The sequence below is a fragment of the Thalassospira sp. genome (assembly GCF_048059015.1).
Classification (GTDB): domain Bacteria; phylum Pseudomonadota; class Alphaproteobacteria; order Rhodospirillales; family Thalassospiraceae; genus Thalassospira.
Map to the genome: position 1 here is coordinate 46,318 of NZ_JBLLNT010000014.1, position 22,003 is coordinate 68,320.

Consider the following 22,003-nt stretch of genomic DNA (forward strand, 5'->3'; position numbering starts at 1 on the left):
CAACGATGCCCAATATCAGAATTCTGACCGAAACCGACCTGCGCAAGGTGATCGACCTTGATCTGGACGCCATTGCCTGCGTTGAAAATGCGTTTCATGCCTTGGCGACCAAGGATGTGCGTATGCCGCCGATCCTACGCCTTGATATCGATGAATATAACGGTGAAGTCGATGTCAAAACCGCCTATGTGCCGGGTCTGGACAGCTTTGCGATCAAAATCAGTCCGGGTTTCTTTGATAATCCCAAGCTCGGCCTGCCATCGGTCAACGGTTTGATGAACCTGTTTTCATCCAAGACCGGCATCCTTGAAGCAGTCCTTCTTGATAACGGTTACCTGACGGATGTCAGAACCGCGGCCGCTGGTGGTGTTGCTGCAAACCACCTTGCGCGCAAGGATGCCAAACATGCCGCAATCTTTGGGGCGGGTGTGCAGGCACGCCTGCAGCTTAAGGCGCTGACACTGGTGCGCGACATCGCATCGGCCACCATCTGGGCGCGCGATATCGCCAAGGCAGAAGCATGTGCGAAAAAGGTATCGCTTGAACTGGGTATCCCGATTTCCGCCACCGATGATGGCAAGGACGCCGCATCAAACGCCGACATCATCGTCACCACCACCCCGTCGCGCGAACCGGTTCTTTTGGCTGATTGGGTCAAACCCGGAACCCACGTGACGGCGATGGGGTCAGATGCCGAACATAAAAACGAAATTGATCCGGCCCTGATTGGCAGGGCGGATCTTTATGTCTGCGACAGTCAGGCGCAAACCAGCATCCTTGGCGAACTTCATCACGCCATTGATGCCGGGATCGTTGCCCCGGATGTCGCATTCCCCGAACTCGGTCAAATCATCGCGAAACTCAATACCGGCAGAATATCTGCTGATCAGATTACGCTGTGTGATTTGACAGGAACAGGTGTGCAAGACACCGCAATCGCCACCCTCGCCCGTGCGCGCTGCGACGCAGCCAATGCAGGGGTCGAGATTTCGTCTTAACAACACAAGGACAATGGGTCAGGAAAAACTGAAACCCGCCTTTTTTGGAGGCCTGCGATGAGCCAGGTTGAATTGAATTTCACGCGTGAGGAATACGCCGAACGCTTGGAGAAAACCAAAAACGCCATGGTGGAAAAAGGCATCGATCTTCTGATCGTGACCGATCCGTCAAACATGGCCTGGCTGACCGGCTATGACGGCTGGTCCTTTTATGTCCATCAATGTGTGCTTGTCCCGATTGAAGACGATCCGATCTGGTTCGGTCGTTCTCAGGATGCAAACGGGGCCAAGCGCACGGTCTATATGACCCATGATCGCATCATTCCCTATGCCGATTACTATGTGCAATCAACAACCCATCACCCGATGGATTACCTGGCTGAGGTGATCGAACATCGCGGATGGGGTGCACGCAGAATTGGCGTGGAAATGGATAACTACTATTTCTCGGCCAAGGCCTTCCTGCAGTTGCAGACCCATCTGCCCAATGCCAAGTTTTCCGACGCCACGGCGCTTGTGAACTGGAAACGTGCGGTTAAATCCGAAACCGAAATTTTCTATATGCGCCAAGCCGCCCGTATCGTTGAAAACATGCATGAACGCATTTTTGAAATCGTCGAACCGGGCATGCGCAAGAACGAACTGGTTGCCGAAATCTTCCGTACCGGCATTGCCGGGATCGACGGGATTGGCGGCGATTATCCGGCCATCGTGCCCCTTTTGCCATCGGGGCAGGATGCCAGTGCGCCGCATCTGACATGGGATGAAAAGCCCATTCCGGGCGATGCCGGGACGTTCTTTGAGATCGCGGGATGTTACAAACGCTATCACGCACCGCTATCGCGCACGATCTTTCTGGGCGAGCCGGATCAGCGGTTCCTTGATGCGGAAAGTGCTTTGATCGAAGGTCTTCAGGCCGGGCTTGAGGCAGCCAAACCGGGCAATGTCTGCGAAGATATCGCACTTGCCTTCTTTGGCGTCTTGCAGAAATACGGCATCGAAAAAGACAGCCGCTGTGGCTATCCGATCGGGCTTTCCTATCCGCCGGATTGGGGCGAACGCACCATGAGTTTGCGTCCGGGTGATCGCACGGTTCTTGAACCGGGCATGACATTCCACTTCATGCCGGGCCTTTGGTTTGATGACTGGGGGATCGAGATCACCGAAAGCATGATGATCACGGAAACCGGCAGCAAGACACTGACCAGCTATCCACGACAGCTGTTTGTCAAAAACTGACGCCACGCACAAAGCCGCACCGGACCAGCACCCAAACATGCTGGCTCCGGTGCCAGACGCCACAGCCCGGTGACGGCGGTCGCGTGACCGGGATATTGAAGGATACGACCATGACAAAACCATCACCCATCAGCCCGACGATCCCGCTTGATCAGGATGGCGTTCATCACGGCTTTTTAAAGCTGCCCTATTCGCGCGATGATTCCGCCTGGGGTGCCGTGATGATCCCGATCACCGTGATCCGCAATGGCAATGGCCCCACCGCCCTTTTGACCGGCGGCAATCACGGCGATGAGTATGAAGGGCTGGTGTCCCTGTTCAAGCTGGCCGGATCGCTGTCCGCTGCCGAGATCACCGGGCGCGTGATCATTCTGCCTGCCATGAATTATCCGGCATTTCGCAATGCGTCGCGGACATCGCCGATTGATGCGGGCAACATGAACCGGTCTTATCCCGGCAAAGCCGATGGCACCGTCACCCAAAAGATTGCCGACTATATTCTGCGCTATCTCGTGCCTGAGGCCGACATCGTTCTTGATATCCATTCGGGCGGCAAGACGCTGGACTTCATTCCGTTTGCCGCGGCCCACGTTTTGCCAGACAAGGATCAGGAAGCACGTTGCGTCGCCGCCATGCAGGCCTTTGGCGCGCCATACTCGATGATGATGCTCGAACTTGATGCGGTTGGCATGTTTGACACCGTGGTCGAAGAAGCTGGCAAAACCTTTGTCACCACCGAACTTGGTGGCGGCGGATCAACCACGGCAGAACGCGTCGCGATTGCCGATCGTGGTGTGCGCAATGTTTTGATCCATGCGGGCATTCTGGCAGGCGACATTGAACCAGCGCCTGAAGGCACCACCATGCTTGATATGCCAGACAACACTTGCTTTATCGCGTCCGAAGCAACCGGACTGTTTGAGCCCTGTGTTGATCTGGGCGACATGGTCAAAAAGGGTGATCTGATCGCGCGCATCTATGATGTGGAACGCACCGGAACGGCTCCGCGCGAATATTACGCATCGCGCGATGGTATCCTTTCGTGCCGTCATTTCCCCGGATTGATCAAGACAGGTGACTGTCTGGCCGTGATTGCCGAGGTGCTCTGACCATGATCAGGCTTGATGAGCTGGATCTGAAAATCCTCAAGACCCTGCAACGCGAAGGGCGCATCACCAAGGTCAAACTGGCCGAGGCGGTGAACCTTTCGCCAAGCCCGTGTTGGGAACGCCTCAAACGGCTTGAGGATCTTGGTGTCATTTCGGGCTATCACGCCCATATCAATCTGGAAAAGCTGGTCAAACCGACCTTGGTCATGACCGAAGTAACGCTTCGCCATCATCAGCACGGTGATTTCCAAACCTTCGAGCAAGCGGTTCAGGACATCCCGGAAATCGTCGAATGCTATGCACTTGGCGGCGGGGTCGATTACATGCTCAAAGTGCTGTGTCATGACGTTGATGCCTATCAACGTCTAATCGACCGGCTTTTGGTGTCCGATATCGGGATTGACCGGTATTTCACCTATATCGTCACCAAAAAGGTCAAGACCACTGCGATCACCCCGATTGAGAACCTGGTGGCCATGCCGGAACGCAAATAGCTGCGAGTGCGGGAACTGCGTGGGGCAGGATCACATTCCTGTCCCATACGCCCCTCCGAAAGCGTCACCAGACCGATAGAAACGGTCATATTACCAATTAACGTTTAAGGCGAATTCGCGGCTTATTCCCGGCACAAAAGCCGCAATCCCCTTAAAATCCGCCGTAAATTCGCCCGCAGGCCAGCGTAACCTTTCTGTCAAATGACACGGAGGTTATGCGTGCCTGTTTCCAATCAAGATGATGAAATCACTGGCAATTCTGTCGGTGATCGCCTGTTTCTTTCGGCTTCTGTTTTCGGGATTGCTGCGATCAGCTTTGGCTTGGGCGCATTTGTCATCTTGGCCGAAGTCCCACCCTATCAGTCGCTGAAAAATGCCTGGCGTGCTGGCACCGCCCTTTGGGAACAACGCACCAAATATAGCGATGTTGAACGCCTTGATTTCTGGTCACAGGCGCGGACCGAAAAAGCCGGTGTCACCATCCATGATCCGGATAAGGCGCAAGATGGTCTGACGTTATATTCATCGGGCGATGGTCCGCATGCGGTCCTGATCGATATGGATGGCAATATTGTTCATGAATGGCGCATGCCCTTTAGCACCATTCACGATGAAACATCGCCGATCCCAAATCCGCAAAAAGACGATTTCATGCATTGGCATACGGCCAAGATGGCGCCTGATGGCAATCTGATTGTCCAATATACTGCGGCCGGTGACACACCATATGGCTATGGCATGGCCAAGATCGACCGCAATTCAAAGCCGATCTGGAAATATCTGGGCACCGCCCATCATGATTTTTCGATTGCCGAAGATGGCCGCGTTTACGCCCTGACACAGGAATTCCGGTTTAACACCTATCCCTATCGCAAACAGTTGCGCCCGCCGCGTCTGGATGATTTCGCCGTAATCCTGTCGCCCGAGGGCAAGGAAATCAAACGTGTATCGATCCTGGATGCGCTGATCAATTCGAACTACGCAAACATGGTCGATTTCGCGCCGTATTTTGCCAATGAAGACATCCTTCATACCAATACGATCCAGCTGATTGATGACGAAACAGCCGCCAACTTTGCCTATGGCAAGGCGGGCGATGTTGTCGTCTCCTTCCGCGATCTTGGCATTATTGCCGTTTTGGATATGGACGCGGAAAAGATCACATGGGCCACCCGTGGTCCGTGGCTGGGTCAGCATGATCCCGATGTTTTGCCCAATGGTGATATCCTGCTATTTGATAATCAGGGGCAGTTTGCCGATCCCGATGCCGGTTTCTCGCGCATTTTGCAGATCGATCCGCAAACCAACGCGATCACCTGGCAATATAAAGGCACGGCTGATCAAAAGTTTGACAGCAACATCCGTGCAGATCAGCAACGCCTGCCCAATGGCAATACATTGATCACGGAATCAAGTGGCGGCCGCCTGTTTGAAGTCACAAGCGACGGCGAAATCGTTTGGGAATTCCACAATCCGATCCGCCGCGATGATCCTGACAATCCCGGTAAAAAACTTGTCCCCGTCGTGTCGCAGTCCGAACGCATCAGTGATGCGCGCGTTGCACTGTTTCGCGATAACCCACCGGCCCAAAACGCTGGAGAACCCCAATGAAATCCGCAAACACCATCATGACCACCACCAATTCCATTGACGCCAAACAGACCATCAAGATGGCCTCGATTGGCACTGCAATACTTACCTGCGCGATGCTGCTTACCGCCCTTCCAGCGCATGCCTATGTCGGACCGGGTGCGGGTCTTAGTTTGCTGTCTGCCCTTTGGGCTGTCTTGGCCGCCATTGTAGTCGCGGTTGGTTTTGTTCTGATGTGGCCACTTCGCAAAATGATGCGTAAACGCAAGGCCAACCGGATGGCAAAACCGGCAAACGCCAATGCATCCGAACAGCAGAACTCCTGATCGGGCCAATGCCCTGAAACCATATTGGACCAAGGCCCATGGGACTATTTGATTTGCCAGCCCCGGCATTTACCACCCTTGATCAACTGATGGCATCTGCTATCGGGCCATTTGGCCGTGTTCTGATTTGGGCATTGATTTGCGCGGGCATTTCGATGGTGCTTTACCGCCTGATATCGCCGCAAAGCCGCATCAAACAGGTCAAAGCCGAAGTCAAAGCCGCCCAACGTGCCATGGCCGATGATGATGGCGAGGATTTCGGACAGGGCATGCAACTGGCAAAGGCCCAGCTGGATAAATCCTTCAAACTGGTTGGCTTTGTCATTGGCCCGGCCGTCTTAGCATCCCTTCCGGCCCTTACCATGATTGTGTGGATGGACGGGCAATATGGCTATAGCTGCCCACCGCCGGGACAAACGGTTCAAATCGATGTCGAACCTGCTGATGTCGCGTTCGAGCAGATCGGCATCAATCCCGATGCGACCGATGGCACAACAACTGGTGCCTGCCCGGTCGTTCAACTGCCCGGCACGCTTGATGGTCAAAGCCACATCGTCGAGGCAGCAGCGCCAATCCCCGTCATGCATCACAAAGTCTGGTGGAACAGCCTGATTGGCAATCCGGCGGGCTATCTGCCCGATGACACGCCGGTCACCCAGCTTCGCTTTGCCCTGCCAAGTCAGGAAATCATTTCTGCTGGCCCGGACTGGGCGCGTGGGTGGGAGCTGACATTCTTTGGCTTCCTGCTGCTGGGATCGCTTGCGATCAAGAAAGGATTTCGGATCGAATGACCAATGCGTCGGCAAAACCGGCATCAAACGGCAATGCGTTTCATGTATCTGGCTGGGATCATTGGCTCAGCGGGTTGGTATCACGCCATCCCGAACAATGGATCCGCTTGGGCAATTTCGAAACCAAACTGGCCTCTGACGCCATCGAAGATATCGAAATTGAAAAACCGATCTTTATCGCAGGGCTCGCCCGCTCGGGCAGCACCATCCTGCTTGAAACGCTGGCCGGGCACGACGATGCCGCGACCCATCGATATCGCGATTATCCGCCGGTCTTCACACCCTGGCTTTGGAACCGCTTTGTTGATCTGGCACCGGGCAAGCAAAACATTGCGGTCGAACGCACCCATGCCGATGGCATCAATGTCACGCCTGAAAGCCCCGAAGCATTCGAAGAAATGATCTGGATGGCGTTTTTCCGAAATCTGCATGAAGTCGGCAAAAGCAATGTTCTGGATGGCCATATCAGCAACCCGGCCTTTGAGCAGTTCTATCGCGATCACATTCGTAAACTGATCCATGTGCGCGGTGGTCGTCGCTATGTGTCCAAGGCCAATTATCTGGTTACGCGCATGGAATATCTGCTGTCGATGTTCCCCGATGCCCGCTTTGTCCTGCCGGTGCGTGATCCGGTCTGGCACATCGCATCATTGATCAAACAGCACAACCTGTTCTGTGCGGGCGAACGCGACAATCCGCGCGCGGTCGCTCATATGCAACGCGTGGGTCATTACGAATTTGGACTGGATCGTCGCCCGATCAATACGGGCGATTTGCATGACACGTTTGACATCATCAAGCTTTGGAACAGCGGCAAGGAAGTCGAGGGTTGGGCGCGCTATTGGTCGAACCTGCATCATTACCTGGCCGACCGCCTGATCGTGAATAAGGACCTCGAACGCGCAACCCTTGTTGTCCGCTATGAGGATCTGGTTGCTGGTCCAGCCAAGCAACTCAGAACCCTGTTTGATCATGTCGAACTGGATGATGCCCAGGCACTGATTGATCAGGTTGCGCCAACCATTCACGCGCCTGATTACTATCGCCCGAAATTCAATGACGAAGAAACTGCACTGATCCGCGACATAACCCAGATTTCCGCCAAACGGTTTGGCTATGACAAAACGCCAAACTGACGGGCTTTGAGATCAAAAACAAATAGGGGCAGGATTAATTTCCTGCCCCTTAAGTTTGCTTGCATCTTCAGGAAAATGCTCCTGAAAGATCAGTGTTTGTCTTCTTTGTGACCCATGGCAACATGCCACATGTCCCAACCCGCAAGGATCAAGGTAAAGCCAACCATGATCGCAAGATCCCAGCGCGGGACATAGAACACAAGCGTGCAAATCGATACCGCAAGGACGATAAAGGCCAGCAAGGCCATCGCACGATTTAAAAAGACGTTTTCCATCACGCGTCCCCCTGATTTCCAAGAAACGTTTTGAGCCAGTTGGCCGTGCGCATCAAACGCGCATCATCACCAACCCGGCCAACAAGCTGAACACCCATCGGCATGCCGTTTTGCGACCAAAGAAGTGGAATGGTCACGGCAGGCGTGCCACAGAAAGTCCAAAGACCGTTAAAGATCGGATTGCCCGTGGTCTGAAGATTGGCCGGTGCCGGACCGGTCGCAGCCGGGGTGATAATCGCATCACAGCGTTTAAACACTTCATCCAAACCGGCATTCAGAACCTTGCGCCAATCAAGGGCGGCCAGATAATCCCGTGCCTTGACGTCATTGCCCTTATCAATGGCCTCAAGGATTTCCGGGGACAACTGATCACGACCGCGCTTTTCATAAGCGTAGTAATCCTTTGCCATCTCCGCAAAATTGATCCGCGCCCGAAGGGCTGCTGCATCCTCGAACGCATTGGGCAAGGGTGCTTCAAAGCATTGCTCGCCCAGCATGCTGGTGATCTCCGAAAACGCCTGAACAGTTTCCTCGTCGGCCATCGCTTCAAATTGCGGCGGACGGACAAAGGCCAAAGTCGGCGTCACCAGCGGATCGGTTTGCGCGATATCAAGCAATCTCGGCGTCGGGCCCGGGCTGGTGGCAGGATCACCCGCGTCATAGCCAAACAGGCATTCGGCCACCATCGCCGCCCCATTGATCGAATTGGCAAACACTCCGATTGTATCAAGGGTCGGGCTTTGGCTAAGCACGCCCGTTCTTGCAATCGCGCCAAAGCTTGGCTTGAAACCAACAACACCACAGAACGATGCCGGACGGATCACCGATCCACCGGTTTGTGTTCCAACCGCAAGCGGGATCATGGCTGCGGCAACGGCCGCGGCCGATCCGGCAGATGACCCACCCGGTGTATGTTCCGGGTTGTGCGGGTTACGTGTCTTGGACGGATGCATAAAGGCAAGCTCGGTCGAAACCGTCTTGCCCATAATGATTGCACCGGCCGCTTTCAGACGCGATACAAGTACCGCGTCCTCGCTCGGCACACGGCCTTCATCCAGAACCGTGCCATTGGCAGTCGGGATTTTGGCCGTATCAATGACGTCCTTAAGCCCCACCGGCAAACCATGGAGCGGTCCAATCGGCGCACCAGCCTGACGCCGGGCATCAAGCGCACGGGCCTGGGCAATGGCATGATCGCTATCAAGCCACGCCCATGCCTGAACCTCTGGCTCGACCTCGGCAATTCGTTCCAGACAGGCTTCGACATATTCGACTGCGCGGACCGCCCCGCTTGCAAGGCGGTCACGCAATTCGATTACATCAAGTGTCAGTAACGGGTTGATGTTACGCATAAGGCACTCCTCTTAGCGTGCGCCGTAGAACAGATCCGGCAGATGGAACACGATCTGAGGGAAAGCGTACATCAAAACCATGCTGACAATCACCATGAACAGGAACGGCATGATCCCCTTGAAGATATCGGTGAGCAATATCCCACTGGGTGCCACCCCTTTGAGGTAATAGGCCGACATGGCCATTGGTGGTGTCAGGAACGAGGTCTGCAGGTTCAGCGCAACCAGAATGCCAAAGAACAGCGGATCAATGTCAAACAGCGGCAGAAGCGGCAGGAAGATCGGAACGAAGATGATGATGATCTCCGACCATTCCAGCGGCCAACCGAGCAAGAAGATGATCAGCTGTGCCAGCAACAGGAACTGAAGCGGCGTAAGGTCCAGACCACCAACAAACTCGGCAATCACATGCTCCCCCCCAAGATAGGAGAACACAGACGAGAAGGTGTAAGAACCCACAAACAGCCAGCACACCATCGCCGACGTACGAACCGTCAGATAAACCAACTCACGCAGGCGATCAAAGGTCAGCGCACGGTATGCTGCTGCCAGAACCATCCCGCCCAGCGCACCGATTGATGCTGCTTCGGTCGGGGTTGCCAGACCAAACAGGATCGAGCCAAGCACTGCGAGGATCAGGAACGCCAGCGGGAAGAACGAGGTTGCCAGCATCCAAAGAACCTTTGGCAGCGGCACTTCGGGGATTTCATCACTGTTCGGGCGCGGTGCGGCCTTTGGCTGCAACATCGCACGACCCATGACATAAAGCAGATACAAACCAACCAGGGTCAGACCCGGCAGAAGCGCACCGGCATAAAGACGCACGATCGAAACACCCGATGCGGCGGCATAAACGATCAGCATGATCGATGGCGGGATCAGAATGCCAAGCGTACCACCCGCACAGATGATGCCGGTCGCAAAGCTTTTGTCGTAGCGCGCCTTAAGCATTGCCGGCAGTGCCAACATCCCCATCAGGGTCACAACCGCACCAACAATACCGGTCGCCGTTGCAAACAGCGCACAGGTGATCAGGGCCGCAACACCAAGCGACCCCGGAATGTTACGTGCCGCAATGTTAAGGGTGGAAAACAGACGGTTCACGATGTTGGCACGTTCAACGATATAGCCCATGAACAGGAACAGCGGGACTGCCGTCAGGACTTCGTTCGACATCACCGTGTATGTCTGGTTGATAAACAGATCGAATATTCGGTTGTTAACAGCCCCTTCAACCCACGTGATCGCGGATGTAAGGGTGTCGCTGTCTTCGGCAAGCCGGTTAAAGGCGCGCCACATACGGCCTGCATCGAAATAGGCGTAATAGCCAAATCCGATACCAAGCGCCATCAAGGTAAAGGCAACCGGGAAGCCCAGAAATACCAGTATAATAAAGATGCCCAGCATCATTAGGGCGACATGTGCGTCAATCACTTTGGCAGCTCCGTTCGGGGGCGTGTATCGCGTATGGACCCAAGACTGTCATTGCTCAGTCTTCTTTGACCACGCGCTGTTTCATCAGCAGCTCTTCGGTTTCTTCAACGTCATCATCTGCATTGCGCCAGTACCCTTCACGGATACACAGAATGCAGCGCATCACCTGCGCGATGCCCTGGATGAACAAAAGAATACCGGCCGCGACAATCACCGCCTTGAATTGAAAGATCGGAACACCCGCCGGGCTGTTCACACTTACTTCGCCGTATCCGAACGACCGGGCGGCATATTTCCAACCCGCCAGGATCAGTGCGGTCACACCGGGGAAGAAGAAGAAGATGTATAAAACCAGGTCAACCTTGGCCTGGGTCGTTGGCTTCCACAGGCGATAAAGGAAATCGCCGCGTACATGCCCGCCACGTGACAGGGTATAAGCCCCACCCATCATGAACAGCGTGCCATACATGATAAAGGACACGTCAAGTGACCAGGTGGTTGGTGCATTAAATAAGTATCGCGAGATCACCTCATAGCTCATACCAAGCGTCATAAGGATGATCAGCCAGCCGAAGGCCTTGCCAAACCAGGCTGACAGTTTGTCCGCGAATTCAATAAATCCGATCATGAAATCCTGTCCGTTCGCGTATTGACTGCTCCGCCAGTCCCAAGGGTGGACCAACGGAGCAGTCAGGATCATTGAGACACTGAATACCTGTCAGGTGATCAGAGTTTCAGTTTGCCCGGGAAGTAGTGATCATATGCGAGCACATAGTCAGGCGAGTTCATCAGTTCGTAGTAGGTTACGCGCTCAACCCATGCGCGCTGGCTATCAAGAACACGCTTCATGAACGGATCTTCTTCAAGGGTCGGGATCAGTTTATCCCACGCATCAAGCTGACCATTGAGGATGTCTTTCGACGTACGGTGGACTTCAACACCTTCGGACTGCAGTTTCTGCAAGTCAGCAGAATAGTTGTCCATCGCAAGTGCGGTGTTCGAGGTCGAAGCTGCTTCAACCGCGTGACGCAGGATCGCCTGCAGATCCGGCTCAAGATCATCAAGCATCGATTTACTGAACAGGAACTCGAAGCTTTCCGATGCCTGGTGGTACGAAGACAGATAGTAGTTCTTCGCAACATCCTGTGCGCCAAAGCGCATGTCAGACGACGGGTTGTTGAATTCGAATGCGTCGATCACACCACGTTCCATGGCAGGCACGATCTCGCCGCCCGGAAGCTGTGCAACAGACATGCCCATCGACTGCAGAAGGTCTGCTGCCAGACCAACGGTGCGGTATTTGAAGCCTTGAATGTCAGCAACAGTGTTGACCTGACCCTTGAACCAACCGAACGGCTGTGCCGGCATCGGGAAGCCAAGAAGACCAACAACATCAAGACCCATCACATCCTGGGTCAGTTCACGATAGAACTCTTCACCGCCACCGGCATAGAACCAGCTCAGCATGGTGGTTGCAGAACCACCAAAGACCGGACCGGTACCAAACAGCGACGCTGCTTTGTTCTTACCGTACCAGTAAACCGGAACGGAATGGGCGATATCAATCAGGCCATCGTTAACTGCATCCAGAACCTGGAAGGCGGCGACAACGGCACCGGCTGGTAGAAGGTCGATTTTCAGACGACCGCCAGACATGGCTTCAACACGATCAACATATTGCTGCGCGAACGTCATCCAGATGTCGGACGACGACCAGGAAGTCTGCATTTTCAGCACCATCGGTGCTGGCTGTGCGTGAACGGCTGGTGCTGCAAACAGCCCTGATGCTGCTGCACCGCCGGCAACCACACCGGTCGCACCTTTGGTAAGGAACGAACGACGGGATACTTCCTTGGACTTCACGTCTTCAGACTTGGTATTCATATCCATTATTTCCTCCCAGATTTACCGTCATTGCCCGACAACCATTGCCGGAAAACGAACGATAACTGTCAGCCTTCAAAAGCCCCTGACCTCAATATCGAAGATCACCTTGAATGCGCTTATCCCGCTTCGGGACCCAAAAAACGGCACGCATTTTGTTATTGTTAAAGCTTTGAACTAACTGAATTCCGGCGGCTTTCCGCCTTCTTACGCCACCCGGTCACCGGGTTCACGTCCCTGAAAATATGCATCTAGGTTATCAAGCGCTCTGAAGCCCATGGCATCGCGCGTTTCTTCAGTCGCGGAGCCTATATGTGGCAACAAAAATACGTTTTTCAACGCGCTAATACGTTGATTTCCACCGGGTTCGTTACAAAAAACATCCAAGCCCGCGGCAAACAGCTTTCCACTTTCAAGCGCCCGCACAAGCGCATCCTCATCCACAAGGTTGCCGCGTGCCGTATTCACCAGAATGGCGCGATCAGGCAGCATGGCAATCGTGTCATCATTGATGATGCCCTTGGTTTCCGGCGTTGACGGGCAATGCAATGACAAGACATCAGAATTTGCCAAAAGGCTTTCGATGCTGTCATGGAACACAGCACCCTTTGCCAGATAATCGGGCAATGGCTGACGATTGTGGTAGTGAACTATCATTCCAAAACCACGCGCACGTTCGGCCGCAACCTGCCCTACACGTCCCATCCCAAGAACGCCGAAACGCTTGCCAGTGACCTGTCGCCCAACCATGAAGGCCGGCGACCAGAAATCCCACTTTCCGGCACGCACCATGGCGTCACCTTCTGCCCCGCGACGCGCAGCACCCAACATGCACAGCATGGCAATCTCGGCCGTCGCATCAGACAAGACGTCAGGCGTATTGGTCACAACGATCCCGGCATCCTTGGCTGCAGCAAGATCGACGTGATCCACACCGACCGAATGGTTGGCGATGATCTTTAAGCTTTTGGGAAGCTCGGCAATCACATCGGCAGAGAAATGCTCGGAATGGCATGGCAGGACGGCATCGACCTGCTGACATTTCTCGATCAGTTCTTCGCGCGTGAAAACGCGGTCTTCGGCATTGGTGAGCAGCTGATAGTCACGGGCTGCGCGCGCCTGAACGGCATCACGCAAACGGCGTGTAATCAAAAGCTTTGGCTTCTCGGGCATGCGGACGCTCCCGGTTTTCCCTGACAGGTAGATTTATTTATTATCATCCAAGGAAACACCTATACGAAAAAACCGGCAATAGGCGATCAACCATGCGGCAAGTCTTTTTCACTTCGTGGAAAACCACTGGTCGCATCACCCAAAGACAACACGCGCAAAAAGATCATCAAGATTTTGATTTTATTCATAAAAATGAAAAATTTGCGATCCGGCTTACACGATCACTACACCAGCCAGCTCCCATCATCCTGAAGTATACATTCCCTCAACCCCAGCCGGAGAATCGCGTTTGATCGCAATTTTGCAGGCAGCCCATTATCGCCAATGCCCGTTTTTAAGCCGCAACCGAAAAGCGCAAACAACTGCGTAAATTCACTTCCCAGAATTTATGTTTTCTGCCCAAATGAATGCATACAAGGGTCTGCATCAGGGGGCTTTCATGCAGGGTCACACCAAACGCACCAAATCATCATTTCGCACCGGAACGCTGTTGCTCACTGCAAGCTTTTTGCTCGCCGGATGCCAGACGACGGACTTGACCAGCATTGGTTCGGATTTGCTGTCTGGACTATCAAGTTCTTCGGGTTCGAGCACATCTACACCGTCAAAACTGCAGAAGGTCGAACAGACTTCGCAGCCGAAACTGGCGAAATCAAAACTCCCTTGGGGCGTGCTGTCGTTTCAGGTCGATCCAGACGGTCTCATGCCAGATTACTGGAACATGTATGTCACCGGATCGATCGACAATCCGAATTTCAAACCCTACAGCGCGACGATGGTCGCCCCCGGTCAGCGACATATCGCGCAACTATGGCCGGGAACCTATCGGGTTCGCGTCGAACATGATGGGGTAATTGTGTTTGAAGGCCCGGTAAACGTTGACGCAGGTACGATGGTTTTGCTCGACGGAGAATACGGCCTATTCAAAGACACAATCAAACAAACAAGCCAACCTCAGTTCGTTGACATATTGCCATACGCAGACAAGACCATTCAAATCGACAAACTTTACGGACCAATCGTCATTCAACGTGGCGACGGCTGGCAGCTTGAATATCGGGGTGAACAAGCGCGCGGTGAAATCCGCACCGACGGACAAGGCATTGTCGGCATTCGCAAAAAGGGCGAAGAGATCGTCAAGATTACCAAGGCGGAAATCACGCCGACCGAAATCTCCGGCACCTTCATTTTGCCTGATGGCGGCACGACCCCAGGCACGCTTAACCGAGAAACCATGGATTTTAAGCCAAACAAAATCACACGGTGGGGCAACGGCAAAACCTTTACCGGTGAATATGACGCAGGCGTCCCTGTTGCAGGCAAGCTTATCCAATTAAGCGGCTCTTTTTGGGAAGGTAAGGTCATCGGCGACAATCCAAGCGGCAAGGGACGCTACACCAACACCGATGGCAGTTGGGTTGAATATTCAGATTACGCAAACCGCGACAGCTATATCGGTCTGCGTGAATGCGGGACTTCGGCGAATGTGCAGTCCACCTGCGCTTACTACAAAGGCGAGAAACTGGCATCCGAAGCTGAATTGAATGCCAAAATCGCCGAAGACAAACGCCTTGCAGAACTTGAGCGTCAACGCCTCGAAGATAAACGAATTGAAGAACTGGCGGCCGCCCAGGCCTTCGCAGAAGCAAGGGATCTTGCCGAATCTTTGCAGACCGCAAACGAAGCTGTAGCACCACAAAAGCGCGATGACTGCACGACTGCTACCGGCACCTTCACCGCCGACAATGGCCTGACATCATACGACATGAACGGATCAGGAAGCGGCAGCGGACATTTCCGTCAGCGGACATATGGTAGCGAATATCAATTCGACATCGACTTCTATTTCAACACCTCTGCCAACAGCATCAGTTTTGATTACGGCGAAGGTATATATTCCGACGCTGGATCAGGGGCTATCCTTCAACGCACATCCATCCCAAATGGTAGTGCAGATTGCACGTTTAATGGGCGGGTACTGACCATCGATGGCAAGGAATTCGTTAAAAGCTGAGCGATAAAAAAAGCCGCTGCCCAAAAGGCAGCGGCAATGCGGCCGACAAGACGTCGGTCGGGAAGAACCGTTTCAATGTTGTCTTCTCATGCCCGGAAATCCCCAGATTTCCCGAATATGAGGATTGATCACATTTTGACCCAAACGGCCCCGTCCCGACCGGATCGAACGACGGCCTCAACAAATTTCATGCCCTTAAGACCCTCAATCACGCCGGGTACAAGAAGCGATGCCGGATCCGGTGCCGTGCCGTTGATATGGGCGATCAGCTGATCGGCGAAATCGGTGTAAAGGTTGGCGAAACCTTCAAGATAACCTTCCGGATGCCCCGGCGGGACGCGTACGCCCCGAAGGCCTTCGGCACCGATGCCCGCACCACCGCGCGTCATCAGTTCCGGGCGGCCTTCAAGCGGACGGAAATGCAGATGGTTGGGATGTTCCTGCGCCCATTCAATCCCGCCCTTGTCACCATAAACGCGCAAGCGCAGACCGTTTTCATGGCCCACCGCAACCTGGCTTGCCCAAAGCATGCCACGTGCGCCATTTTCGTAACGCAGCAAGATCTGTACATTGTCATCAAGCTTGCGGCCCTTAACGATGGCATCGACATCCGCACATAGTTCGCTGATTTCTAGTCCCGAGACGAACTCGGCCAAGTTATGTGCGTGGGTACCGATATCGCCAAGTGCGCCACCCATGCCAGCCTTTGCCGGATCAGCACGCCAGCTTGCCTGCTTGTTATCGGTGTCTTCAACGCGGGTCGCCATCCAGCCTTGCGGATATTCGACCTGAACCAGTCGGATATCACCAAGCTTGCCATCGGCAACCATTTTGCGGGCTTCGCGCACCATCGGATAGGCGGTGTAATTATGCGTTAAGGCAAACAGAAGTCCGGTCTGTTCGACTTTTTTCTGGATTTGCTCTGCCTCGTCCACGGTCAGGCAAAGTGGCTTGTCACAAATCACGTGAATACCGGCATCCAGCATCGCCATGGTTGCCGGGAAATGCAGATGATTCGGCGTGACAATCGCGCAGACATCAATGCCGTCTTCACGTTCTGCTTCAGCCCGTGCCATTGCTTCAAAGCTGTCATAGCTGCGATCGGGTGCTATGAACAATTCGGCGGCTGATGCGGCAGCGACATCGGGTTTGGACGACAACGCTCCCGCGACCAATTCATAGCGATCATCAAGCCGGGCCGCGATGCGATGGACCGCGCCGATAAAGGCCCCCTGCCCGCCACCAACCATGCCAAGGCGGATACGACGACCGGGATTTGAAGGATTGCTCATGTCTGTCTCCAGATGTCTTGTGTCTGTATATGGATGGCGTGATGGTCAGCGGCCCGATCAGTCCAGACCAAGGATGCGGCGATTGGCCGCCTCGTCCGTGCCGCCATCGGCAAAATCATCAAAGGCCTTTTCGGTCACACGAATGATATGGTTCTTAATAAACTCAGCGCCTTCACGGGCACCGTCTTCGGGATGTTTGAGCGCGCATTCCCATTCCAGCACGGCCCAGCCATCAAAATCAATGGCGGCGAGTTTGGAGAAAATCGCACCAAAATCAACCTGCCCATCGCCAAGTGATCTGAACCGTCCTGCCCGGTTGACCCAGCTTTGATAGCCGGAATAAACGCCTTGGCGTCCGGTCGGATTAAACTCCGCATCCTTGACGTGGAACATGCGAATACGATCAGCGTAAATATCGATAAAATCAAGATAATCAAGCTGCTGAAGCACAAAGTGGCTCGGATCATAAAGGATGTTGGCGCGCGCATGATTGTTCACGCGTTCTAGGAACATCTCGAATGTTGCACCATCAAACAGGTCTTCGCCCGGATGGATTTCATAACAAACGTCGACACCTGCATCTTCGGCCACGTTCAGGATAGGTGTCCAGCGCCTGGCAAGCTCGTCAAAGGCGGCTTCAACCAGCCCGGCCGGGCGTTGTGGCCACGGATAGACATAGGGCCAGGCAAGCGCACCCGAGAAGGTCGCATGCGCATTGATGCCCATATGGTTTGACGCCTTGATCGCGGCCTTGACCTGATTAACCGCCCATTCCTGACGGGCTTTGCGATTGCCGCGCACTTCGGGTACGGCAAAGCCATCAAACATTTCATCATAGGCCGGATGAACTGCAACAAGCTGCCCCTGAAGATGGGTGGAAAGTTCGGTCACCTGCACGCCATGTTGGGCAAGAGTGCCGGTAATTTCGTCGCAGTAATCTTTGCTGCTTGCAGCTTTTTCCACATCAAACAGGCGCTTGTCCCAGCTTGGGATTTGCACACCCTTATATCCAAGTGACGCTGCCCAGCGACCAATGGAATCAAGATTGTCGAACGGGGGCTCGTCCCCTACAAATTGTGCAAGAAAGATCGCCGGTCCCTTAAGCGTTTTCATCTCAGACCTCTTTGACTGCGTCCTGATGGATATCGGTGGAATTTCATTGGAAAATGGCTGCGTCGGGCGGGCACCGCCCGACGCAAAAGATGCTGGCCCCAACCAAAAGCCGATTAGAACGGGCTATCCGGGAAATAGAAGTTCTCGGCATTTTCCTTGGTGACAACTGTTGCACCAAGGATGTAGCGACCTTCGACCGGTGCGTTAGACGTAAACTTCATCACCGTGATGTCGATTGCCGTTGCAATCATTGCCGGCGGATAAAGAACATCAATCGGGGTCAGTTCATCACCATCCATCACGCGTTTGATGATGTCTTTCATGCCTGCACCACCAACGATGAACATCTCATCGGTACGATCAGCCTGTTTGACGGCTTCGATCACGCCAAGCGCGATGTCATCATCCTGTGCCCAGACCGCATCGATTTTCGGGAAGCGTGACAGGAAATCCTGCATCACTTCATAGCCATCATCGCGGTTCCAGTTCGCATGCTTCATATCAAGGATTTCGATTTTCGATCCATCAAGGGTATCGACAAACGCATCCACACGTTCGGTATCGATCGTGGTCGGAATGCCACGCAGAACAACGATCTTGCCCTGATCATTCAGACGATCACGGATATATTCACCCGATACACGACCCAGTTCCGGGTTGTTACCGGCAACATAGACGTCCTCGATGCCCGGGATCGAAAGACCACGGTCAACAACGGTGACAAACTTGCCAGCCTGTTTGACCTGCTGGACCGGTACGGTCAGCGGATCGGATTCAAACGGCAGTACAACAAGTGCGTCGATATCCTGAACCGATACCAGATCTTCAAGATCGTTGGCTTGTTCAGATGCACCATTCGCACTGACCACAATCACGTCGATATTCGGGTAGGTTGCCTCGATACGCTTTTCAGCCTGTTCGGCGTGCCAGTTCAGACCACCTGCCCAGCCATGGGTTGCAGCCGGAATCGAAACCCCGATTTTGATTTTGTCAGCGGCAAATGCCCCCGTCGACGCAAGTCCAAGGCCCAAGACACAGGCAGCCCCCAGATATTTTGTAAACGTTTTCATTAACGTTTCCTCCTGATCAAAAAATGATGCGTTTTCACATTCACCCCGGTCGTTGATCGCCGGTTATTTGCTCTTTTTGCGTCGCCAATCCCCGCGCTGCAGGAAGACGGCAACGATGATGATCAGACCCTGAACCGCTCCGTTCAGATAGTTGCTGATCGCATCCGTCAAATTCAGAATATTGCCAATCGTGGTCAGCATGATCGCACCAACAACCGTGCCCCAGATCCGGCCATAGCCGCCCTTAAGCATGGTGCCGCCAATGATCACAGCTGCGATGGCTTCAAGTTCCCACAAAACCCCGGTCGAGCTTGAGGCAGAGCCAAGGCGCGGAACATAAATGATGGTCGCAAGCGAAACACAAAGTCCCTGGATCACATAAGTAAGCGTCTTGATGCGATCAACATGGATCGCCGAATAGCGCGCGACTTGTTCGTTCGAACCAATGGCAAAGCATTTCCGGCCAAACGGCGTCATGTTAAGCAACACATAGCCTGCGACAGCCACGGCAAAGAACACCAACACCGGCACCGGAATGCCCAGCACATCGCCGTAATAAACCGGGCGATAGACACCGCGCATTTCAAAATCAAGCGACAGGGTCCCGCCATCGGCCATATAGGTCACAAGCGATCGGTAAATGCCCATGGTGCCAAGTGTCACGATAAACGCTTCGATCTTGCCCTTGGTACTGACCAATCCGTTGATCGCCCCGGCACCAACACCCAATACAATGCTGAGCAACACCCCGATCAGAACCGTTTCAATACCAGCCCCCAGTGTCGCGACCAGCGTGTTCATCACGACAATCATCGCACCGGAAATAAAGGCCGCCATCGAGCCAACCGAAAGATCAATTCCGCCTGCGGTAATGACAAAGGTTGCACCGACCGCGATGATGCCGATAAAGGCCGCACGGGTGAAGATGTTGGCAAGGTTGCCGCCACTCAGGAACGCTTCATTGATCGCCGTTCCCAGCACGAACAAGCCAACCAGGGCAAGAAACGGCCCCAATGCTTTGAAGTCGATGCTAAACCCGCCCGATGACGATGATGGCTGGGTTCGCTCAAGGCTACTCATGAACAGACACTCCCTGCTTGCCTGAAATTCCTGTCGCATGCCGCATGATTTCATGTTCGTTGCGGTCGTTTCCTTCGAGAATGCCGGTAATCACGCCCGCTGCCATGACCGCGACGCGATCAGACAGGCCCAGCATTTCTGGCATTTCCGAAGACAGGAGAATGACGGATTTACCCTGCTTGGTAAGATCGCCGATGAAATGATAAATCTGGCTTTTGGTGCCGATGTCGATGCCGCGTGTCGGCTCGTCGATGATCACGACTTCCGGGTCGGTTTCCATGACCTTGGCCAGCAAAAGCTTCTGCTGATTACCACCGGAAAAATCACCTACCTTGGTTTTTGGATCAGCCGCACGGATATCAAACGCCTCAATCGCCGATGCCAAGGCTGCTTCTTCGGCCTTGCGATCAATGATCACACGCCCGAATTTCTCCAACGCCAGCAAAGTCAGATTGGGCCGCATATCCATATTTAGCAGCAACCCGCTGCCCTTGCGGTCCTTGGTCAGATAGGCGATGCCACACTTCTTGGCATCCTGAAGACTATTGATCTGAACAGCGTCCCCGTTGCGCGCAATCTCGCCAGAACTGCGGTCGCGCAGACCAATGATGGCCTCCATCAATGCGGTACGCCCGGCGCCAACAATCCCGGCAAAACCAAGAACCTCGCCGCGACGCAGATCAAAGCTTGCGTCACGCACTTGCCCATCGACCGATACATTGCGTACCGAAAGGGCAATGTCAGATGCCTGCACATCATCGCGTTCGGGGAACATCTGTTTGATGTCACGCCCGACCATCAGACGCGCCATGTCATCCTTTTCAAGATCAACGACCGGCTGGCTGGTGATATGGCGGCCATCGCGCAGCACCGTGACACGGTCGGCAATGGCTTTGATTTCATCAAGCTTGTGGGAAATATAAAGGATCGCCACACCCTGTTCGCGAAGCCGCTTGATCTGATCAAACAGGATATCAACTTCGCGCCCGGTCAGAACAGCGGTTGGCTCGTCCAAAATCAGGATGTCGGCTTTTTTGGACAGTGCCTTGGCAATTTCGACCATCTGGCGGTCGGATACTGACAAATCACGAATACGGGTTTTCGGATCGACATCGCATTGCAGCTGATCAAGAAGCTTGCGGGCTTCTGCGCGCATTGCGGTTTTATCCAGGAACCAGCCGCGTTTGATCTCGCGACCCAAAAAGATGTTTTCCTCAACGGTCAGCTGTTCGGCAAGGTTCAGTTCCTGATGGATCAGGATCACGCCGTGGTTTTCGCCGACTTCACTGTCTTCGAAGCTGACCGCGGACTGATCAAGGATCAGCTCGCCACTGGTGGGCTGATGATAGCCAGAAAGGATTTTGACAAGCGTCGATTTACCCGCGCCATTTTCACCCAAAAGGGCATGGACCTCGCCCGCATGCAGATCGATGGAAACATCGAACAGCACCTGTGCCGATCCAAATGACTTGCAAATCTGCCGACCGGACAGGCGAATGCGCGCCTGTTGATCGGGATTAACGGCGTGAACGGCCGCATCCGTCATGAATTTATCCTCCCTAGCGTCGCATTTCTTGCGATCCACTGCTTATTCACTCCTGTGTAAACGTTTTCATTTTGAATGTAAACCTTT

At 53.9% G+C, this 22,003-nt stretch carries 20 protein-coding genes; 9 read left to right on the forward strand and 11 right to left on the reverse strand.

Translation table 11 applies throughout. The features are described 5' to 3' along the window. Positions 1 to 5: 5 nt before the first annotated feature. The 8 genes from eutC (at position 6) to ACMZ66_RS17985 (ending at position 7,683) form a co-directional block, all read left to right on the forward strand. Positions 6 to 998 (forward strand): ectoine utilization protein EutC, encoded by a 993-nt coding sequence (gene eutC / locus ACMZ66_RS17950; protein ID WP_416939268.1) that lies wholly within the window; start codon positions 6 to 8, stop codon positions 996 to 998. A gap of 57 nt (positions 999 to 1,055) precedes the next feature. After that, on the forward strand, positions 1,056 to 2,237 hold the full coding sequence (gene doeA / locus ACMZ66_RS17955) for an ectoine hydrolase DoeA (RefSeq protein WP_416939270.1): 1,182 nt from the start codon (positions 1,056 to 1,058) through the stop codon (positions 2,235 to 2,237). Positions 2,238 to 2,347: 110 nt separating this feature from the next. Further along, on the forward strand, positions 2,348 to 3,346 hold the full coding sequence (gene doeB, locus ACMZ66_RS17960; RefSeq protein ID WP_416939272.1) for a N(2)-acetyl-L-2,4-diaminobutanoate deacetylase DoeB: 999 nt from the start codon (positions 2,348 to 2,350) through the stop codon (positions 3,344 to 3,346). 2 nt (positions 3,347 to 3,348) lie between these two features. Next, positions 3,349 to 3,840 carry an Lrp/AsnC family transcriptional regulator gene (locus tag ACMZ66_RS17965; RefSeq protein WP_416939274.1) on the forward strand — a complete coding sequence of 164 codons (492 nt, stop codon included), beginning with the start codon at positions 3,349 to 3,351 and terminating at the stop codon, positions 3,838 to 3,840. 219 nt (positions 3,841 to 4,059) lie between these two features. Further along, positions 4,060 to 5,451, forward strand: a complete 1,392-nt coding sequence (locus ACMZ66_RS17970) for an arylsulfotransferase family protein (RefSeq protein ID WP_416939276.1) — start codon at positions 4,060 to 4,062, stop codon at positions 5,449 to 5,451. Next, positions 5,448 to 5,756, forward strand: coding sequence for a hypothetical protein (locus ACMZ66_RS17975; RefSeq protein ID WP_416939278.1), 309 nt, complete (start codon positions 5,448 to 5,450; stop codon positions 5,754 to 5,756). Before ACMZ66_RS17970 ends, ACMZ66_RS17975 begins: the two co-directional genes overlap by 4 nt. A gap of 38 nt (positions 5,757 to 5,794) precedes the next feature. Then, entirely contained in the window at positions 5,795 to 6,547 is a 753-nt protein-coding gene (locus ACMZ66_RS17980) for a hypothetical protein (protein ID WP_416939280.1), read from the forward strand. After that, positions 6,544 to 7,683, forward strand: a complete 1,140-nt coding sequence (locus tag ACMZ66_RS17985) for a sulfotransferase family protein (protein WP_416939282.1) — start codon at positions 6,544 to 6,546, stop codon at positions 7,681 to 7,683. The genes ACMZ66_RS17980 and ACMZ66_RS17985 overlap by 4 nt, the downstream gene beginning before the upstream one ends. A gap of 89 nt (positions 7,684 to 7,772) precedes the next feature. Here ACMZ66_RS17985 and ACMZ66_RS17990 read toward each other — a convergent pair whose 3' ends face one another. The 6 genes from ACMZ66_RS17990 to ACMZ66_RS18015 form a co-directional block, all read right to left on the reverse strand. After that, positions 7,773 to 7,958 carry a hypothetical protein gene (locus ACMZ66_RS17990; RefSeq protein ID WP_416939284.1) on the reverse strand — a complete coding sequence of 62 codons (186 nt, stop codon included), beginning with the start codon at positions 7,956 to 7,958 and terminating at the stop codon, positions 7,773 to 7,775. Beyond that, positions 7,958 to 9,310, reverse strand: a complete 1,353-nt coding sequence (locus ACMZ66_RS17995) for an amidase (protein ID WP_416939286.1) — start codon at positions 9,308 to 9,310, stop codon at positions 7,958 to 7,960. Before ACMZ66_RS17995 ends, ACMZ66_RS17990 begins: the two co-directional genes overlap by 1 nt. Before the next feature lie 12 nt (positions 9,311 to 9,322). After that, positions 9,323 to 10,744 carry a TRAP transporter large permease gene (locus tag ACMZ66_RS18000; protein ID WP_416939287.1) on the reverse strand — a complete coding sequence of 474 codons (1,422 nt, stop codon included), beginning with the start codon at positions 10,742 to 10,744 and terminating at the stop codon, positions 9,323 to 9,325. Positions 10,745 to 10,799: 55 nt separating this feature from the next. Further along, on the reverse strand, positions 10,800 to 11,372 hold the full coding sequence (locus ACMZ66_RS18005; RefSeq protein ID WP_416939288.1) for a TRAP transporter small permease subunit: 573 nt from the start codon (positions 11,370 to 11,372) through the stop codon (positions 10,800 to 10,802). 98 nt (positions 11,373 to 11,470) lie between these two features. Next, entirely contained in the window at positions 11,471 to 12,628 is a 1,158-nt protein-coding gene (locus ACMZ66_RS18010; RefSeq protein WP_416939290.1) for a TRAP transporter substrate-binding protein, read from the reverse strand. A 207-nt stretch (positions 12,629 to 12,835) separates the two neighbouring features. After that, positions 12,836 to 13,801, reverse strand: coding sequence for a 2-hydroxyacid dehydrogenase (locus tag ACMZ66_RS18015; RefSeq protein ID WP_416939292.1), 966 nt, complete (start codon positions 13,799 to 13,801; stop codon positions 12,836 to 12,838). Between the two features lie 439 nt (positions 13,802 to 14,240). Between ACMZ66_RS18015 and ACMZ66_RS18020 the strand changes: the two genes are divergently transcribed. Continuing rightward, a complete protein-coding gene (locus ACMZ66_RS18020; protein WP_416939294.1) occupies positions 14,241 to 15,815 on the forward strand; it encodes a hypothetical protein in 1,575 nt (524 codons plus the stop codon). Between the two features lie 128 nt (positions 15,816 to 15,943). Here the strand turns inward: ACMZ66_RS18020 and ACMZ66_RS18025 are convergent, their stop codons facing one another. The 5 genes from ACMZ66_RS18025 to ACMZ66_RS18045 form a co-directional block, all read right to left on the reverse strand. After that, positions 15,944 to 17,107, reverse strand: coding sequence for a Gfo/Idh/MocA family protein (locus ACMZ66_RS18025; RefSeq protein WP_416939296.1), 1,164 nt, complete (start codon positions 17,105 to 17,107; stop codon positions 15,944 to 15,946). A gap of 57 nt (positions 17,108 to 17,164) precedes the next feature. Further along, a complete protein-coding gene (locus ACMZ66_RS18030) occupies positions 17,165 to 18,220 on the reverse strand; it encodes a sugar phosphate isomerase/epimerase family protein (RefSeq protein WP_416939297.1) in 1,056 nt (351 codons plus the stop codon). Positions 18,221 to 18,333: 113 nt separating this feature from the next. Further along, positions 18,334 to 19,290 carry an ABC transporter substrate-binding protein gene (locus tag ACMZ66_RS18035; RefSeq protein ID WP_416939299.1) on the reverse strand — a complete coding sequence of 319 codons (957 nt, stop codon included), beginning with the start codon at positions 19,288 to 19,290 and terminating at the stop codon, positions 18,334 to 18,336. A gap of 63 nt (positions 19,291 to 19,353) precedes the next feature. Beyond that, positions 19,354 to 20,370 carry an ABC transporter permease gene (locus ACMZ66_RS18040; protein ID WP_416939300.1) on the reverse strand — a complete coding sequence of 339 codons (1,017 nt, stop codon included), beginning with the start codon at positions 20,368 to 20,370 and terminating at the stop codon, positions 19,354 to 19,356. Then, a complete protein-coding gene (locus tag ACMZ66_RS18045) occupies positions 20,363 to 21,916 on the reverse strand; it encodes a sugar ABC transporter ATP-binding protein (protein WP_416939302.1) in 1,554 nt (517 codons plus the stop codon). Before ACMZ66_RS18045 ends, ACMZ66_RS18040 begins: the two co-directional genes overlap by 8 nt. Positions 21,917 to 22,003: the final 87 nt, after the last annotated feature.

Bases quoted from the DNA above. Each gene is read 5' to 3' on its own strand.
- ACMZ66_RS17985 (WP_416939282.1), top strand. From the start codon at position 6,544: ATGACCAATGCGTCGGCAAAACCGGCATCAAACGGCAATGCGTTTCAT.
- ACMZ66_RS18015 (WP_416939292.1), bottom strand. From the start codon at position 13,801: ATGCCCGAGAAGCCAAAGCTTTTGATTACACGCCGTTTGCGTGATGCC.
- ACMZ66_RS18025 (WP_416939296.1), bottom strand. From the start codon at position 17,107: ATGAGCAATCCTTCAAATCCCGGTCGTCGTATCCGCCTTGGCATGGTT.
- ACMZ66_RS18030 (WP_416939297.1), bottom strand. From the start codon at position 18,220: ATGAAAACGCTTAAGGGACCGGCGATCTTTCTTGCACAATTTGTAGGG.
- ACMZ66_RS17990 (WP_416939284.1), bottom strand. From the start codon at position 7,958: ATGGAAAACGTCTTTTTAAATCGTGCGATGGCCTTGCTGGCCTTTATC.
- eutC (WP_416939268.1), top strand. From the start codon at position 6: ATGCCCAATATCAGAATTCTGACCGAAACCGACCTGCGCAAGGTGATC.
- ACMZ66_RS17965 (WP_416939274.1), top strand. From the start codon at position 3,349: ATGATCAGGCTTGATGAGCTGGATCTGAAAATCCTCAAGACCCTGCAA.
- doeB (WP_416939272.1), top strand. From the start codon at position 2,348: ATGACAAAACCATCACCCATCAGCCCGACGATCCCGCTTGATCAGGAT.
- ACMZ66_RS17975 (WP_416939278.1), top strand. From the start codon at position 5,448: ATGAAATCCGCAAACACCATCATGACCACCACCAATTCCATTGACGCC.
- ACMZ66_RS18005 (WP_416939288.1), bottom strand. From the start codon at position 11,372: ATGATCGGATTTATTGAATTCGCGGACAAACTGTCAGCCTGGTTTGGC.
- doeA (WP_416939270.1), top strand. From the start codon at position 1,056: ATGAGCCAGGTTGAATTGAATTTCACGCGTGAGGAATACGCCGAACGC.
- ACMZ66_RS18035 (WP_416939299.1), bottom strand. From the start codon at position 19,290: ATGAAAACGTTTACAAAATATCTGGGGGCTGCCTGTGTCTTGGGCCTT.
- ACMZ66_RS18040 (WP_416939300.1), bottom strand. From the start codon at position 20,370: ATGAGTAGCCTTGAGCGAACCCAGCCATCATCGTCATCGGGCGGGTTT.
- ACMZ66_RS18020 (WP_416939294.1), top strand. From the start codon at position 14,241: ATGCAGGGTCACACCAAACGCACCAAATCATCATTTCGCACCGGAACG.
- ACMZ66_RS17995 (WP_416939286.1), bottom strand. From the start codon at position 9,310: ATGCGTAACATCAACCCGTTACTGACACTTGATGTAATCGAATTGCGT.
- ACMZ66_RS18045 (WP_416939302.1), bottom strand. From the start codon at position 21,916: ATGACGGATGCGGCCGTTCACGCCGTTAATCCCGATCAACAGGCGCGC.
- ACMZ66_RS18010 (WP_416939290.1), bottom strand. From the start codon at position 12,628: ATGAATACCAAGTCTGAAGACGTGAAGTCCAAGGAAGTATCCCGTCGT.
- ACMZ66_RS17980 (WP_416939280.1), top strand. From the start codon at position 5,795: ATGGGACTATTTGATTTGCCAGCCCCGGCATTTACCACCCTTGATCAA.